Source organism: Roseomonas sp. OT10, from assembly GCF_020991085.1.
GTDB classification, from domain to species: domain Bacteria; phylum Pseudomonadota; class Alphaproteobacteria; order Acetobacterales; family Acetobacteraceae; genus Roseomonas; species Roseomonas cutis.
In genome coordinates this window covers 4,224,236-4,237,734 of record NZ_CP087719.1, presented here as the reverse complement: position 1 = coordinate 4,237,734, position 13,499 = coordinate 4,224,236, and the positions used below count along the sequence as shown (strand labels likewise).

Below are 13,499 nucleotides of genomic sequence, written 5' to 3'. Positions count from 1 at the left end.
CCTGGCGCCCCATCCGGGCGGCCCGGATCGTGGGCGGCGTCGAGCGGGGCGACGGCGCGCCGGACCAGGCCGGCACCGCCCCGCGGCCCGGTCGGGTCTGCCACCCTGGCCGCCAAGACCCTGAAACGGTTTCCGTTGTTGACCCGGACAGGCCAGGGCACCATGTTCCGGCCTGCCCAACGCCACCTCGGCGCGCTTTGGCACGTCCGGACTGGCCCGGTGCGCGCCGGCCTGCCCAACCCCAGAGGATGCATGTCGAAAGAAGACATGATCGAGTTCAGCGGCCATGTGGTCGAGCTGCTGCCCAATGCCATGTTCCGTGTGAAGCTGGACAACGAGCACATGGTCCTGGCCCATACCAGCGGGAAGATGCGCAAGAACCGCATCCGCGTGCTGGCCGGCGACCGCGTGAACGTCGAGATGACGCCCTATGACCTGACCAAGGGCCGGATCACCTTCCGCTTCAAGTGAGCGCCGACGCGTCGGCGGAGCGCCCCGTCGCGGCCGCCCGTCCGCCCCTTCTCCTGGCGAGCGCGAGTCCCCGCCGCCTGGACCTGCTGGCCCGCCTCGGGATCGTGCCCGACCGGGTCGCCCCCGCCGAGATCGACGAGACCCCCCGCAAGGCCGAGCTGCCGCGCCTGCTCGCCGCACGCCTCGCGCGCGAAAAGGCCGCCGCCGCCGCGGAACGCGCGCCGGGGAGCCTCGTGCTCGCCGCCGACACGGTGGTGGGGGTGGGCCGCCGCATCCTGGGCAAGCCGGCCGATGAGGCGGAGGCCCGGCGCTTCCTCGACCTGCTGTCCGGCCGCCGGCACCGCGTCACCACCGGGGTGTGCCTGGTCACGCCCGACGGGGTGCGGCGGGAACGGCTGGTGACCTCCATCCTGACCTTCCAGCGCCTGACCGGCGCCCAGATCGCCGACTACCTGGCCAGCGGCGAATGGCGCGGCGTGGCGGGCGGCTATTCCATCCAAGGGCGCGCCGAGGGCTTCGTGCGCTTCCTCTCCGGCTCGCACTCCAACGTGGTGGGTCTGCCGATGTTCGAGACGGCGCAGCTGCTGCGGGGGGTCGGCTGGCTGCGGCCGTGAGGCGCCTTCCGTCCCGGGGCGCCCGGGGGGAAGACCCCCGCCTTTCGCCCCCGTACCCCCCGCTCCGGCAGGAGCGGGGCCCCCGCGCCCCCGTTCGCGGAGTCCGGGGTGCGGCGGGGCGCCAGGGTCCCCGGCGAGGGCGGCCTCCGTGCGCCGGGCATGGGACTGGCGATCCTGCCGTCTTCGTGGCCCGGGCGCTGCCAGCGGCCGGTGGCGGACTCCTGCCGGAGTCCGGGGGCCGGCCGTGCCCCCGGCGGGCCGGGCACGCCCCCGCATGACCGCCACGCTGATCCTCGTCTCCGCCTCTCCCGGCGAGCGTCGCACCGCGCTGCTGCGGGACGGGGTGCTGGAGGAGGCGTGGGTGGAGCGCCCGGCGCGGCCGGACGGGGTGGGGGACCTCCATCTCGGCCGGGTGACGGCGCGGGTCCCGGCGCTGTCCGGGGTCTTCGTGGCGCTGGAGGGCGAGGAGAGCGGCTTCCTCCCCGATGCCCAGGGGGGAGAGGGTCTGTCGGAGGGCGACCTGCGCGCCGTCCGGGTGACCCGCGCGGCCCAGGGTGGCAAGGGGCCCCGGCTGGACCGCAAGGTGCCGGCCGACGCGCCCACGCTGGGTCCGGTGCGGCTGCTCGCCCGCGGGCCGGCGGCGCCGCTGCGGCTGGGACGGGCGCATCCCCAGGCGGCGGTGCTGTGCGACGCCGCGGCCGATGCGGTGCCGCTGCGGGCCGCGCTGGGGGCGGGGCGGGTGGCGCTGCGCCCCGGCCCGGTCTTCGACGAGGCGTTGGAAGCGGCGTTCGACGCCCTCGCCTCGCCCGAGGTGCCGCTGCCCGGCGGCGGGCGGCTGCTGATCCAGCCCACCGCCGCGCTGACCGCGATCGACGTGGACACCGGCACCGCCACCGGCCGCGACCGCGCCGCGCAGCGCCGGGTGAACGAGGCCGCGCTGGCCGAGGCGGCCCGGCAGATCCGCCTGCGCCGCCTCGCGGGGCCGATCCTGCTGGACCTGGCGGGGATGCCGGCGGGGGCGCGGGCGGGGTTCCTGCCGGCGCTGAAGGCTGCGGCGAAGCCGGACGGGCTGTTGCGTATCCTGGGGACGACCGGGCTGGGGTTGATCGAGATGGTGCGCACCCGCGTCCACCCGCCGCTGCACGAGGTGCTGGGGCTGCCGCCCTCCGCCCTGACCCATGGGCTGGCGGCGCTGCGCCGCGCGGCACGGGAGGCGGCGGCCCGGCCGGGGGCGCGCCTGGCGCTGCGGGCGCATCCGGCGGTGCTGGGGGCGCTGCCGGAGACCCTGGCCGAGGCGCCGCCGCTGCTCCTGCGCCCGGATGCCACCGTGCCCCCCGGAGAGGAGAGGATCGAGGATGCCGACTGACCCACCGCCCCGGCCGGCCCGACCGCCCCGGTCACCGGCGAAGACGCGCGGCGGCTGCCCGATCTGTGGCCGGCCGGTGGTGCCGGAGCACCGGCCCTTCTGCTCGCCGCGCTGCCGGCAGGTGGATCTCGGGCGCTGGCTGTCCGGGGACTACGCCATCCCCGGTGAGCCGGTCGGCGAAGGCGATGTCCCCGGCGAGGGGGAGCGATAGGGGCGGCCGAGGAAAATACGGCCGGGCGGGTGGACAGCCCGTCCGGGCCAGGGTAGATGGCCGCCCACCACGAGCGCTATGCCCAGGTAGCTCAGTTGGTAGAGCATGCGACTGAAAATCGCAGTGTCGGTGGTTCGATTCCGCCCCTGGGCATCTTCCATGTGATTTCTCCTTTGTTTTCATCATGCTGCGTTGCGTTTTCGTCCCACTTCGGCGTTGGCGCGCTGGGGTGGGACACTTTCGCGTCCAGACTCAGGCCGGACAGCCGGCTGAGGGCGCTGGACGCGAGCCGCTGGCGCTCGGCCTTCGCGGTGTAGCGGGCGGCCTCCTTGAGGGTCGTGTGACCCAGGACGGCCATGATCTCGTGGGCGGTGCAGCCCATCTCCGCCAGCCTGACCGCCGCCGCCTTCCGCAGCCCGTGCGGGGTGCAGTGCGGGATACCGGCCTCCCGGACCCACTTCCGGAACACGTTGGTAAAGCCCTCCGGCGTGAAGGGCCGGCCGAACCCGTTGCGCAGGAAGGTCAGGTCGGTGCCGGGCGTGACGGCGATCACCTCGGCCAGCTCGGGCAGGATCGGCAGCACCAGGCGCATCGGCTTCTTCCTGGCGCCCTTCGTCACCAGGAAGTGCAGGTGCCCGTCCCGAACGTGCTGACGGCCGAGCTTCACCGCATCGCTGCGCCGGACGCCCGTGTAGAGCATCAGGGCCAGCGCCAGGCGGGGCGTCGTTCCCACCGGCCACCGGGCCTCGAACCTGCGCACTTCCTCGATGGTCCAGGTGTGGAAGCCCTCGCTGCCGGACTGGATGTAGGGCACGGCCTCGGCCGGGTTGGTCGCCATCTCTCCCGTCGCCACGGCGTGTCGGAAGACGGCCCGGAGGGACTTTACCAGGGCGTTCGCCGCCTCGGGCTTCTCCGCCTTCTCGTCGCGCAGCCTGCGGACGTGGCGCGGCTCCATCAGCTTCGCCGGCTTGTCGCCGTGCTGGTCGAACAGGTGGTCGAGGATCAGCCAGCGGACATGCTGCGACCGCGGCGCCATGCGCTTGAACTCGGCCGAGCTGCGGTAGGCGATGCAGGCGGCGCGCAGGCTGTCGGGCACCACCTGTCCCGGTCCACGCTTCTGCGTCTCGGGCTTCGCCTCCAGCGCGCGTCGGTACTCGGCATCGAACTCCGGCGTGCCCGGCGTCTCGTGCAGCCGCAGCTTCGCCTTGCCCGGCATGCGCAGGTAGGTGCGCAGGTTGCCGTGGCGGTCGCGGTCCTGGACAACATAGCGATAGCGGCGGCGCACCACGATCATCAGGCGTCCCAGGGATTCGGCTTCGGCGCGTTTGCTGCGGCGGCCCGGCGATCCTCCGCCCAGGCGTCGAGGTCGCCGCGGTGCCATGCCTCCAACCCGGCCGTGATGGACACGGGCTTCGGCACGCGGCCGGCCTTGCGCTCGGCGTCGAAGGTGGTGGGCGACATACCGAGATACTGCGCCGCCAGCTCACGGCGCAGCATCAGCGGCCAGCCAGGGAGGGTGCTGCTGTCCCTCACGCCCCCTCCCCTCCCGCCGGCTGCTGCTGGCCTTGCTGCGCCGTCACCGGCCGCGGGTTCCAGCCCTCCACCTCGCGCACCTCGTTGGGGTCGAGGATCTGGTTGCGCACGGCGATCTCGTGCGCCTTCCACCGCGCCTCGTAGTCGCCGCGCATGAGGCCGGAGAGGTCCACCTCCAGCGTCAGGTCGGAGCCGGTGCCGAAGATGGAGCGGGAGAACTCCGCCTCGATCTTGCGCGCCCAGGGCGTGAGGCTGAACTGCGCGAACCAGAGCGCCGCCTGCTGCGAGTTGGTGAAGGTGTTGTGCGTGTAGTCCTGCACGATGGGCGGCGGCACCTGGAACAGCCGGCACAGCTCCTCCACCGTGAAGCGCCGCGACGCCAGCACCTCGGCGTCCTCCGGGCTGACGGAAAGGGCCTTCCATTCCATGCCCTCTTCCAGCACCAGTACCCGGCGGGCGTTGCGCGTGCCGGTGATGCTGTCTGTGATCTGCGCCCGCAGACGTCGCACTGCATCGTCGCTCAGGGTCTTGGGATGCGTGACCGAGCCGGAGGGCGTCGCCTGGTTTTGCCACAGGCTGCCGGTCCACTCCTGGAGCGCGGTGGCGCTGCCCAGCACCTCCGGCGCGCGGCTGATCCGGCTGCGGCCGATCAGCCCGTCGTCGCTGCGGTCGCGCAGGTGGAACACCTCGTCGGCCAGGTAGCGCCGCACGCCGCCGGCATCCTGCACCACGTCGTAGGCCAGCCGTCCGGACGGCAGGGTGTAGAGCTGGAGCTTGCCCCAGGGGATCGGCCGCAGCGCGGTGATGCGCCCGGCGCCGTCGTACTCCAGCGCCAGCACCGCGTTGCCGTGCAGCAGCACCTGCGCCATCAGCCACTCGATCATGTCGGGCCAGGTCTGGTGCGCGTTCGGCCGGCGGATCAGGCGGGCCACCGGATGCGACGGCACCTCCTCCCGCCCGCCAGGCGTCACCCGGTAGACGTAGGCCGGCAGGCTGCCCATGGTCGAGCTGATCGCGCCGACGCAGGCCGAGACGGTGGACAGGTTCTCCGCCAGGCGGGCGTTGACGTAGACGCCCGAGGCGGTGGGGCGGATGCCGAAGGCCGCGGCATAGCCCGCAGGGTCGGAGAGGGGCGCCGCGCGCTTCTCCGTCCGGCCCAGCAGGCGGGCGAGGAGGCCAGCCATCACAGCGTCTCCAGGAAGCGGGCGCGGGCGGCTGCCGCGGCGCCCTGGGCGGTCCGGCTGCGGGCCTGGACGGTGGTGGCGGCATAGGCGGGCCAAGCATGGACCACCGATACCTCCAGCAGCTCCACCGCGCGCAGCTCGCGCCGGTCGGCCGCGGGCCACGCCTCGTCCTTCACCCGGAAGCTGAAGCTCATGCCGCCCAGGTCGCGCCGCTCGGCTAGGGCGAGGATATCGCGCCCCAAGGTGGTGTCGGGCACGTCCAGGGAGAAGTGCAGCCCGCGGGTGTCCTCCGCGAGCCGCAGCGTGCCCGAGGCGGTGCGCGCCAGCAGCCGGCCGGGGTCGTGGTCCACCAGGGCGAGAACGTCGCCCCCGGCGGCCAGCGACGCCCGGAAGGCGCCGGCACGGATCGTCTCGGTGAAGCCGCCGATGCGGGCCTCGGCCGCGAACACCGCGGCGTAGCCCTCCAGACGGCGGCCGGCGGCGCGCAGCTCGGCGGCGGCGCGACGCTCCAGCCCGTCCGGGAAGCGCGCCGCGCCGCTCACGCGATGATGTCCTTGATGGCCGCGAAGCTCTCCGGGTGACGCACGGCGACGTCCACCGTCATCATCGCCCTGATCTGCACGTTCCCCTTGGCGTAGGCATCGGCCGCGTAGGGGTTCACCAGGATATCCAGCTCCGACCACACCCCGATGAGGAGGTCCGACCAGTTGCCGTAGATCAGGGCGGAGAGGCCGGTGCCGGTGCCCTTGGTGAGGTTGGACGGCACGTTGTTCGTGACGGTGGGCGTGGCGCCCTGGAACACCATAGGGACGCCCAGCGGGAAGCCCGACACGTCCTTCATCTTGGCCGCGGCGCGCCGAACCTTGGTGTTGGTCAGGAAGCCCATGGAGCCACCATCCGCGTTGGCATCCTCCACCTGCCCCTGGAGGTCGGCCACCAGGTCGAAGGTCAGGGCTCCGCCGTTGGTGCCGGCCGCCACGCCGCCGATGCCGGGGGTGTTGAGGATGCCCCGCGGCTCGGCGCCCGCGCCGCTGCCGGCGATGGCCGCGCGGTCCAGCGTCTCAGCCAGCACCAGGGCCATGTCGTTGCGGGCGAGCTGCTCCACGTCCGGGCTCGCCTGCTGGATCATGTTGCGGCTGTATTCGGTGATGACGCCCGCGTGCTTCGGGGTCAGCGTCACGCCGTCGAACTGCGGGTCTGAGAAGGCCAGGGCGGTATTCTCCGCGACCCAGCCGGCCACCACGGATGCCTTGCGGCGGGGGATGGTGATGTTGCCCAGCAGGCCGGTCAGCACCGTGGCGCCCAGCGCGCGGACACGGGTGGTGGTCCGCAGGCGGTCGATGAACAGGTCTTCGCGGTACTCGCCCGGCACCAGGTTGCCGCCGGGCCCGCCCGCCGGCAGGGCGGTGGTGACGACGCGGCTCTCGACGTTGGCGGGTGCGCCCATGTGCCAGAACATGCCCTCGGCGCGGCGCCCGGAGCGGCGCTCCAGCTCGGCCGACACTTCGCGGGCGCGGCTGGCGGCTTGGTCGGTGCCGCCCAGGGAGGCGCGGATCACGTCGAGGATGCCGACGCGGCCGATCTCGGCATCCAGGCGGGCGTCGCCCGTGCCATTGACCGGCGTGCCGGCGGCGCGGCGCTCGGCGTCGTCCACGATGGACTGGCGGCCGATGCGGCTCTCCAGCGCGTCCAGCTCGGCCTTGAGCGCGTCCCAGCGGGTGCGCTGCTCGGCCGAGAGGTCGCCGGCCTCGCCGGTCGGGGCAGTGTTGAGGGCGCGCATCTCGGCGGCGGTGGCCGCCCGGCGCTCCAGCATTTCGCGAAGGGTCACGAAGGAACCTCGTCAGGGGAGGGAGCCTTCGCGAGAGGCGTGTCAGCGGGGTCGCGGCCGGTGAAGGCGCGATAGGCAGAGAGGACGATCTGCAACAGGCGCTCGCGTTCCTGGGGATCACGAAACGCCACGCGGCGGTCACGTCCGAAGTTGGGAAGCCAGATGCGCATGGAGCCGTCCGCCGACTGCGCGAGGGCGGCGCCGACGATCAGCAGCGGGCCGTACTCCACCGCGAGCTGGGCATGGATCGTCTGATGCTGCGCCGGGATCGGCGGCTCGTGCACCGTCATGCTGTGCACGCGGAAGGCGGGCGAGGCGGTCACTGGCTGCGGTGACCCAGCACCGTGCGAACGCGAAGGTCGAAGGCGTTGACATCCACGACGATGCAGGCCGCGAGCTGCGCCAGCAGGTCCGCCACGGGCGTCTTTGGCGTGATGCAGATGCAGTCGGCAAGCATCTGCGTGTCGCTCGCCCCGGTGACCAAGAGCAGGGTGGTGCCTTGCGGGAAGAGCTGGCCGGGCAGCCGGTGCGGCGGCGTCTCCTCTCCCACCCAACCGCCATGTGCTGCGCCGCGGTTCGTATCGGTGAAGGCGGCTGCGGCCATGGCCGCAGGGCGAGGGGCCATACCCAGGCGGTTCAATTCCGCCGTCAGGGTGATGTGCATGATCCGGGTAAAGCTCAGCATCATTGGGCGTCCCCGCCCGTTGTTTTTTCGCTCCTTGTCGGTCAGCAGGATCGCGGGAGGGTGCCGCATGATCCAATTTTTAAACGTGTCGGATGGGATGCCGGCCGCCTCGCATGCCTGAGCGGAGGTATAGCGGATTTCGTGGTCGGCAGGATGAATGGGCATTTGCACTCTCCGGGCTAACCGGAAGTGTAGTGCTGCGCGGCACCCATCACAAGGGGGTAGTGCTGCGCTGCGCAGAGGAGGGCGGGCAGCCCCACGGCCACCCGCCTCCGATCGGTCATCTCTGGGCCCGCGCCTGCTCCTCGGCGTAGGTGTTCGCGGCGACCACCTGCTCCATCAGCCGGGCCGTCACCCATTCGATGGCGCCTTGCAACTGATCGGCCTCGGGGCACGAGCCTCGCCGGAAGTCGCCGGTCGTGGCGATCTCCTGGAGGGCGTGCAGCCCGCTGCCGATCTCCAGCAGGCGGCGGTCCAGTTCGTTGAAGGCATCCTTGGCGTTGGGGGTAGGAGTGCTCATCGGCCGGCCTCCCAGGTGCGGGCCGCATCAAGAGCGCGCAGCGGGTCCAGCTCGGCGGGCATGTAGCAGCCGGCCCCCAGCGCCTCGGCTTCAATGCCACCCGCCCGTTCCAGGAACCCGCGCAGCCCGTACAGCAGCCGCGCAAGGCGCCGCCCCAGGGCCAGCAGGTCGTCCTTGGAGAGATGGTTGGTCGTCAGGGCGCTCGCCTCGCCGTAGGCCACAGCCAGCTGCATCAACGCGCCCTCGTGGCTGGTGGGGCGGGCGAAGGTCATGTCCCGCTCCAGGCACTCGATCCGCGGCCAGATGGCTTCCTTGCGGTGCAAGTGCGCCAGGGAGGCCGGACCCTGGTTCGCTCTTCTGGCCTCCAGCTCGGCCACGTCGGCCGCCTCGTGGGCCGCGTTCAGCACGGCCAGCTCGCGGCCGATCAGGGCAGCCGGGCAGGTGGTGGGGGAGTTTCCGCCACGGTGGCGAGAACTCTGATTTCGTTGCCGGTTTTTCCGGCAACGGGGTGCCGCAGCGGTTGGGGTGGCGGTCGCCATCACCGGCCACCCTCGGGCCGGAAGGCAGGCGGCGGCGGCAAGGCGCCGGAGGAGCAAAGGGCAAATTTGCACTTTGAAGCCGGGCTGGCCAAGAACTCGGCAAATTTGCCGAGTTGGCCGCCGCGCCGGGGGAACCGGACCACCACCGCCGGCACGCGATCCGCGGCGAGCGTCACAGGGTGCAGGCTGGCCTCGTCGGGCTCGGCCTCGCCGTCCGCGTTGGGCTCCATGTCCGGGTCGCCGTCGAGGGCGTCCAGGCGGGCCAACAGGCGCTCCACTAGGTCTTCCGCCTCGGCGCGGCCTTCGGGGGTGCGGAGGTTGCGGCAGAAGATGTCGAGCATCGTCTGCACGGCCGCGGCGGGGAGGCGGCTGGTGCGCCGGGTGAACAGCGCCCCCTTTTCCCCCTCGAGGGGGAAAACCTGCCCGATGGTCAGGTTTGGGGCACCCTCGGAAAATCCGAGAGTGAGGGGTCTTCTGCCCAGCGGGTCCGCGGGCGTGCTATGGGTGTGTTCAGCCATGACCTGCTGACTCCTTCAGCGGGTTGGGGTTAGGCCGGGACGGAAGGGCCAACTTCCGTCTCGGCCGTCTTTCTGGTATCAGAAGGGCATGGCACCGTCAACTTCTGATACCAAAAGCAAGCGGCCAGGCCAGTCGGGGACGCCCATCATGCTGCGCCTCCAGCCCGAAGCCCTCGCCCGCCTGGACGCCTGGATTGCCCAGCAGGAGGACGCGCCCAGCCGGCCGGAGGCGGTGCGGCGGTTGCTGGACGCGGCGCTACCGGAGGGGCGGTAACGGCGGGGTTGGAAGGGCGGCCAATTGCTCACCGGAAGCGGTGAGACAGCCCTGCTTGCTTCATGATTTCATTAGCAGTGTGTCGGGAAAGGATCTTGTGATCTACAGGGAAGTACCGCCCGCTGATCGGGCTGTACCAGAACTCATGATCCCCCTTGCCCTGACGGTGGAAGCGGCAGCCAGCCGCCTCCAGCCTCTCTTTCACGTCAGGGGTGTAGCTCGCCATCAGCAGGGGACGCGGATTTTTGTCACCTGCTGGGCCATGACATAGAGGGGCACCTCACCGAAGCTGCCCCCGCTGGCATCCCCATTGAGCTCCAGAAGCTCGGGGATGAGGTCCTGAAGCTTTGCGGTAAGCTCAGGCACGGTTGAGGCCTCTGCCACAAGGCCCGGCACGTCGTCACTGGTGGCAACAAAGACCCTCGCCTCAGGGTCCCACTCCGCTCGGACCATGACGCTACGGTGTTCCATCCTACTCCCTCGGCCCCGGAGGGCTTCTGATACTGGGGCAATCATGCCCACAACGCTAAGATGATGCCGAACCTTTTTCCTCGCAATCCACAGGATAGGGTTGGCTCGGACCCTTGACCCGCGTCGGATGCATGCAATCGCTTCCTACCGGTGCCGCCAGACCGCGCCCAGGTTCGCACTAGGTCCGCAGTCCGCAGTAGGTTCGCAGGGTGCGGACCCTGCGAACCCGCGACGGCCGCAAAATCCCCAGCATTTGCTGGGATTCGCCGCCGGGTCCGCAGGCCGTATGAAAAACAATCAATCACCAGCGGGGAAAAATTCTGCGCGTGACCCCACTGCGGTTCAGCCCTCCCATCAGCTCCGAGCGATTTCCTGAGCGGCCAGCTCCAGCACCTCGGCCGCGATGGCATCCGCCAGGGCTGCCGGCAGCACCACCGCCGGCAGCCCTCGCCCGTCCCGTGGGTGGCGGAAGCACGGCGCGCGGCAGGTCAGCCCGCCACCGCCACCGTGGAGAACCTGAACGCCCTGAAGGGTGAGGATCACGCCCGCAACCTCCACCTCTACCAGGGCCAGCCCCACCAGGCGCCCGGCGCCGCGGACGGGCTCCAGGGCCTTCACCTCGTACCGCACGGGCACCGTCTCGGCGCCGGTCACGCCACCCTCCCCAGCAGGCGCGCCAGGCGGCGCAGCTCGGCCGCCACCTCGCTCTTGTCCTCGTGGAACCGGTGCGGGTCGCGGTGGCTGGGGGACAGGCGGGATACCCGGTCGGCCAGGGCTTCCAGGTCTGGAATGTGAGAGGGTGTTAGGGGGTTGTGGGGGGTTATCCGGTTCTCCCCGTATGCGTGCGCGCGCGCCTCATGGATCATGCGGAAGACCCCCCACAACCCCCTAACATTTCCCTCCACCCCCTCACTTTTCGCCCCCCTGCGAAGCGCGGAGGCCGATGCCACGGACCCACTGGATATTGCATGGGGAGACGTACCGAAGCCCTGGGGTTCGCTCGATCATGCCGCGCAGCCGCTTGTTGTCGGCCACTTCCTCCCCGTTCGCCTGACACCACTGGTGGAAGCTGCCCAGCAGGGCGGCGGGCTTGGTGCTGAGGGTGGCGTCCAGGATGCAGCACTCGGCCAGCCAGCGGGCAAAGTAGTCCTGCTCCGCGAAGTATTCCGCCGTCGCCTCGATCACCACTGGCGGACGCATCAGCCCGTCGCGCTGCCACAGCAGGCAGCCGTCCAGCATCCATGCCAGGATGCCCGGCCACTCCGCCTTCAGCTTCTCCTCCAGCTCTGCATCCTTGACCGCCGGCTTGCGGGTGAAGGGCACCAGGTTCATCCGGCGCCGCATCGCCTCGTCCAGGTTCTTCAGCACGGGCTTGTGGTTGCCGATGATCGTGAGCTTGAACTGCGGGGTGTAGGTGAAGAAGTCCTGCCGCATGAACCGCGCCGTGACGGGATCGCCGCCGGTCATCTGCTTGATCCGCTGCTCCGCCCAGGTGCGCCCCTCCTCCGTCTCGGAGGACACGACCATGCGGGCTCCGCGCAGCGCGGCGAGGTCGGTGGGGTGCTTCTCGCCATGGCTCGCCGTGAAGGTGTCCATGGCCGCCACCGCGGCATAGTCGCCCATGATCTTCGCCACGGTGTTCAGGAAGACGCTCTTGCCGTTGCCGCCGGCCCCGTGCCCGAACAGCAGGGCTTGCTCGCGGGTCAGGCCGGTGAGGCAGTAGCCGCACCACCGCTGGAGGAAGCCGATCAGCGCATCATCCCTGCCGGTCGTCTCATCCAGGAACCGCAGCCAGCGGTCCGGCGGCACCTCGCGCGAGGGCGCCACGGCCGCCACCCGGGTCATCATGTCTTCCGGCCGGGCCAGCCGCATCCGGCCTGTGCGCAGGTCCACCGTGCCGCCCGGCGTCGCCAGCAGCATGGGGTCGGCGTCCCAGTCCTCCGCCACCGCGGCATGCGCGGGGTCACGTTGGGCGAACTTCTCCACCCCGGCGGCGAAGGCGGCCTTGCCGGTGATGGCCTGGGTCTTGAACTCGGCCTCCCGGTTGGCCTGCGCCACCAGCGTGCGGGCGAAGCTGAACGCCGCGTGCTTGCGGTCCTGGCGCCAGTGGGTGCCGGCCCACTCGAACCAGGCGCCCGTGCTGTGGCAGTAGCGCAGCCGGTCGCGGAACTGGCGGGTGAAGGCCAGGGCCACGCCGTGTTCCGTCAGCAGCACGTCGTCGTTGGCCGCCTGCGACGCCCGATCCCAGGTGCGGCGTGCCTCCCGCGCGCCGTCCGGCAGGCCCTTGTCGGCCTTCCACGCGGCGGTGTCCGGGTCCTCCTCCAGCCGGTCCAGGAAGGCGGCATAGTCGCCTCCCGCCCGCTTCACCTCGGCGGCCATGCGGAACGCCTTGGCGCTGCGGCTGCCGTCCTTGCCGCCCCCCTTCGTACCCTGCCCCCCGGATCGCGTGCGCGCCCGCTCCTGGCTCTCTCCGGAGGCGCCCGCGGCCATGCCGGGGCCGGCCTCCTGGATCAGCCACAGCAGGTCGGCCAGGGCGGCCGGGCGCAGCTCCTCCGGCGCGTCGGGGTGCCGCTCGCCCGTCACGGCGAAGAACCGGCCGCAGATGTAGAACTCGATCCCCGGCGGGTGGTCGCCGCCCTTCCTGGCCCACTTCCGTCCCGTCGCCGTGCCCATCGCCTGCCGCAGGGAGGGCGCGTCGGCCGGGTCGTAGAGGAAGAACAGCTTCACCCCGGAGCCGGAGGGCGACACCTCGGCATAGGTCGGGAAGCGCGCCAGCACGGGGAGCGCCCACGGCGCCAGGTCGCCCGTCTCGGCCCGGCAGGTGTCGAGGTCGATCCCACCGATGCACAAGCCGGCATGGTCGCCCAGCTCCAGCCCGATCCCGCCGGAGCCGAAGGGCCGGGGGAGCTGCGCCGCGCGCGCCTCGGCCTCCGCCCGGCTGCCCCAGGTGGCCGGCGCGTCCGCCTTCGCCTTGGCGCCACCGGGGGCATAGGGAACCTTCGTGGGCTTACCCTGCGGCCCGCGGCCTTCCGTCTGCCACGCCACCCAGCGGGGATGTGAGGCGAGGGTGGCCAGGGTGACGGGTTCCTGCTGGCCCTCGGCCGCGTCGTGCGCTACATCTTCGGTAGCCACATGCACCGAAATCCCCAGGTTCTCCGGGGGCTGACTCTCGGGGTGTGGCCCGTCTAGGGTGTTGAAATGGTTGGTTGCCGGGGTTCCCCTCAGCTCCACCACCTTGCCCGCGACCGCCATCTGGCAGCGAATCTGGGATGCGCCACAGGCATC

The 13,499-nt window shown here is 71.5% G+C and carries 18 protein-coding genes, 1 tRNA gene and 1 pseudogene; 6 read left to right on the top strand and 14 right to left on the bottom strand.

Translation table 11 applies throughout. The annotated features are described in order from the left end of the window. Positions 1 to 252: 252 nt before the first annotated feature. The 5 genes from infA to LPC08_RS19250 all read left to right on the top strand — a co-directional run bounded on the left by infA (position 253) and on the right by LPC08_RS19250 (position 2,815). On the top strand, positions 253 to 471 hold the full coding sequence (infA, locus tag LPC08_RS19270; protein ID WP_188967046.1) for a translation initiation factor IF-1: 219 nt from the start codon (positions 253 to 255) through the stop codon (positions 469 to 471). Beyond that, on the top strand, positions 468 to 1,085 hold the full coding sequence (locus LPC08_RS19265) for a Maf family protein (RefSeq protein ID WP_230449853.1): 618 nt from the start codon (positions 468 to 470) through the stop codon (positions 1,083 to 1,085). The genes infA and LPC08_RS19265 overlap by 4 nt, the downstream gene beginning before the upstream one ends. A gap of 274 nt (positions 1,086 to 1,359) precedes the next feature. Further along, on the top strand, positions 1,360 to 2,451 hold the full coding sequence (locus LPC08_RS19260) for a ribonuclease E/G (RefSeq protein ID WP_230449852.1): 1,092 nt from the start codon (positions 1,360 to 1,362) through the stop codon (positions 2,449 to 2,451). Continuing rightward, positions 2,441 to 2,662 (top strand): DNA gyrase inhibitor YacG, encoded by a 222-nt coding sequence (locus LPC08_RS19255; protein WP_230449851.1) that lies wholly within the window; start codon positions 2,441 to 2,443, stop codon positions 2,660 to 2,662. Before LPC08_RS19260 ends, LPC08_RS19255 begins: the two co-directional genes overlap by 11 nt. Positions 2,663 to 2,742: 80 nt before the next feature. After that, positions 2,743 to 2,815: transfer RNA gene (locus LPC08_RS19250), tRNA-Phe, on the top strand. 157 nt (positions 2,816 to 2,972) lie between these two features. Here LPC08_RS19250 and LPC08_RS26375 read toward each other — a convergent pair. From LPC08_RS26375 to LPC08_RS19205, 10 genes and pseudogenes are all read right to left on the bottom strand, one after another. Beyond that, positions 2,973 to 3,698, bottom strand: a pseudogene (locus tag LPC08_RS26375) (tyrosine-type recombinase/integrase); the annotation flags it as partial. Positions 3,699 to 3,955: 257 nt separating this feature from the next. Then, positions 3,956 to 4,195: a helix-turn-helix transcriptional regulator gene (locus tag LPC08_RS19245; protein WP_230449850.1), complete on the bottom strand. Its 240-nt coding sequence runs from the start codon at positions 4,193 to 4,195 to the stop codon at positions 3,956 to 3,958. Further along, positions 4,192 to 5,379, bottom strand: coding sequence for a phage portal protein (locus tag LPC08_RS19240; RefSeq protein ID WP_230449849.1), 1,188 nt, complete (start codon positions 5,377 to 5,379; stop codon positions 4,192 to 4,194). The genes LPC08_RS19245 and LPC08_RS19240 overlap by 4 nt, the downstream gene beginning before the upstream one ends. Beyond that, the gene (locus tag LPC08_RS19235; protein ID WP_230449848.1) at positions 5,379 to 5,921 is read right to left on the bottom strand and encodes an HK97 family phage prohead protease; all 543 of its coding nucleotides are present in this window, start codon (positions 5,919 to 5,921) and stop codon (positions 5,379 to 5,381) included. The genes LPC08_RS19240 and LPC08_RS19235 overlap by 1 nt, the downstream gene beginning before the upstream one ends. Beyond that, positions 5,918 to 7,207 carry a phage major capsid protein gene (locus LPC08_RS19230; RefSeq protein WP_230449847.1) on the bottom strand — a complete coding sequence of 430 codons (1,290 nt, stop codon included), beginning with the start codon at positions 7,205 to 7,207 and terminating at the stop codon, positions 5,918 to 5,920. The genes LPC08_RS19235 and LPC08_RS19230 overlap by 4 nt, the downstream gene beginning before the upstream one ends. Beyond that, a complete protein-coding gene (locus tag LPC08_RS19225) occupies positions 7,204 to 7,530 on the bottom strand; it encodes a hypothetical protein (protein ID WP_230449846.1) in 327 nt (108 codons plus the stop codon). The genes LPC08_RS19230 and LPC08_RS19225 overlap by 4 nt, the downstream gene beginning before the upstream one ends. Next, on the bottom strand, positions 7,527 to 8,057 hold the full coding sequence (locus LPC08_RS19220; protein ID WP_230449845.1) for a hypothetical protein: 531 nt from the start codon (positions 8,055 to 8,057) through the stop codon (positions 7,527 to 7,529). The genes LPC08_RS19225 and LPC08_RS19220 overlap by 4 nt, the downstream gene beginning before the upstream one ends. 115 nt (positions 8,058 to 8,172) lie before the next feature. Further along, on the bottom strand, positions 8,173 to 8,412 hold the full coding sequence (locus LPC08_RS19215) for a hypothetical protein (protein WP_230449844.1): 240 nt from the start codon (positions 8,410 to 8,412) through the stop codon (positions 8,173 to 8,175). Further along, positions 8,409 to 8,951: a hypothetical protein gene (locus tag LPC08_RS19210; RefSeq protein WP_230449843.1), complete on the bottom strand. Its 543-nt coding sequence runs from the start codon at positions 8,949 to 8,951 to the stop codon at positions 8,409 to 8,411. Before LPC08_RS19210 ends, LPC08_RS19215 begins: the two co-directional genes overlap by 4 nt. Further along, on the bottom strand, positions 8,951 to 9,469 hold the full coding sequence (locus LPC08_RS19205) for a hypothetical protein (RefSeq protein WP_230449842.1): 519 nt from the start codon (positions 9,467 to 9,469) through the stop codon (positions 8,951 to 8,953). Before LPC08_RS19205 ends, LPC08_RS19210 begins: the two co-directional genes overlap by 1 nt. Before the next feature lie 148 nt (positions 9,470 to 9,617). Between LPC08_RS19205 and LPC08_RS26105 the strand changes: the two genes are divergently transcribed. After that, positions 9,618 to 9,743, top strand: a complete 126-nt coding sequence (locus LPC08_RS26105) for a hypothetical protein (protein WP_255702286.1) — start codon at positions 9,618 to 9,620, stop codon at positions 9,741 to 9,743. Between the two features lie 28 nt (positions 9,744 to 9,771). Here LPC08_RS26105 and LPC08_RS26310 read toward each other — a convergent pair whose 3' ends face one another. The 4 genes from LPC08_RS26310 to LPC08_RS19190 all read right to left on the bottom strand — a co-directional run bounded on the left by LPC08_RS26310 (position 9,772) and on the right by LPC08_RS19190 (position 13,346). Then, complete coding sequence (locus tag LPC08_RS26310; RefSeq protein WP_370643258.1) at positions 9,772 to 9,969, bottom strand: type II toxin-antitoxin system HicA family toxin; 198 nt, start codon at positions 9,967 to 9,969, stop codon at positions 9,772 to 9,774. Then, positions 9,969 to 10,214 (bottom strand): DUF1902 domain-containing protein, encoded by a 246-nt coding sequence (locus tag LPC08_RS19200; protein WP_230449841.1) that lies wholly within the window; start codon positions 10,212 to 10,214, stop codon positions 9,969 to 9,971. Before LPC08_RS19200 ends, LPC08_RS26310 begins: the two co-directional genes overlap by 1 nt. 354 nt (positions 10,215 to 10,568) lie before the next feature. Continuing rightward, positions 10,569 to 10,868: a hypothetical protein gene (locus tag LPC08_RS19195; RefSeq protein ID WP_230449840.1), complete on the bottom strand. Its 300-nt coding sequence runs from the start codon at positions 10,866 to 10,868 to the stop codon at positions 10,569 to 10,571. Between the two features lie 255 nt (positions 10,869 to 11,123). Further along, entirely contained in the window at positions 11,124 to 13,346 is a 2,223-nt protein-coding gene (locus LPC08_RS19190) for a phage/plasmid primase, P4 family (protein WP_230449839.1), read from the bottom strand. Positions 13,347 to 13,499: the final 153 nt, after the last annotated feature.

What these genes read in the sequence shown, in the direction of transcription:
- infA (WP_188967046.1), top strand. Translation starts at nt 253, where the DNA reads ATGTCGAAAGAAGACATGATCGAGTTCAGCGGCCATGTGGTCGAGCTG.
- LPC08_RS19210 (WP_230449843.1), bottom strand. Translation starts at nt 8,951, where the DNA reads ATGGCGACCGCCACCCCAACCGCTGCGGCACCCCGTTGCCGGAAAAAC.
- LPC08_RS19205 (WP_230449842.1), bottom strand. Translation starts at nt 9,469, where the DNA reads ATGGCTGAACACACCCATAGCACGCCCGCGGACCCGCTGGGCAGAAGA.
- LPC08_RS26105 (WP_255702286.1), top strand. Translation starts at nt 9,618, where the DNA reads ATGCTGCGCCTCCAGCCCGAAGCCCTCGCCCGCCTGGACGCCTGGATT.
- LPC08_RS19220 (WP_230449845.1), bottom strand. Translation starts at nt 8,057, where the DNA reads ATGCCCATTCATCCTGCCGACCACGAAATCCGCTATACCTCCGCTCAG.
- LPC08_RS19200 (WP_230449841.1), bottom strand. Translation starts at nt 10,214, where the DNA reads ATGGAACACCGTAGCGTCATGGTCCGAGCGGAGTGGGACCCTGAGGCG.
- LPC08_RS19255 (WP_230449851.1), top strand. Translation starts at nt 2,441, where the DNA reads ATGCCGACTGACCCACCGCCCCGGCCGGCCCGACCGCCCCGGTCACCG.
- LPC08_RS26310 (WP_370643258.1), bottom strand. Translation starts at nt 9,969, where the DNA reads ATGGCGAGCTACACCCCTGACGTGAAAGAGAGGCTGGAGGCGGCTGGC.
- LPC08_RS19240 (WP_230449849.1), bottom strand. Translation starts at nt 5,379, where the DNA reads ATGGCTGGCCTCCTCGCCCGCCTGCTGGGCCGGACGGAGAAGCGCGCG.
- LPC08_RS19215 (WP_230449844.1), bottom strand. Translation starts at nt 8,412, where the DNA reads ATGAGCACTCCTACCCCCAACGCCAAGGATGCCTTCAACGAACTGGAC.
- LPC08_RS19260 (WP_230449852.1), top strand. Translation starts at nt 1,360, where the DNA reads ATGACCGCCACGCTGATCCTCGTCTCCGCCTCTCCCGGCGAGCGTCGC.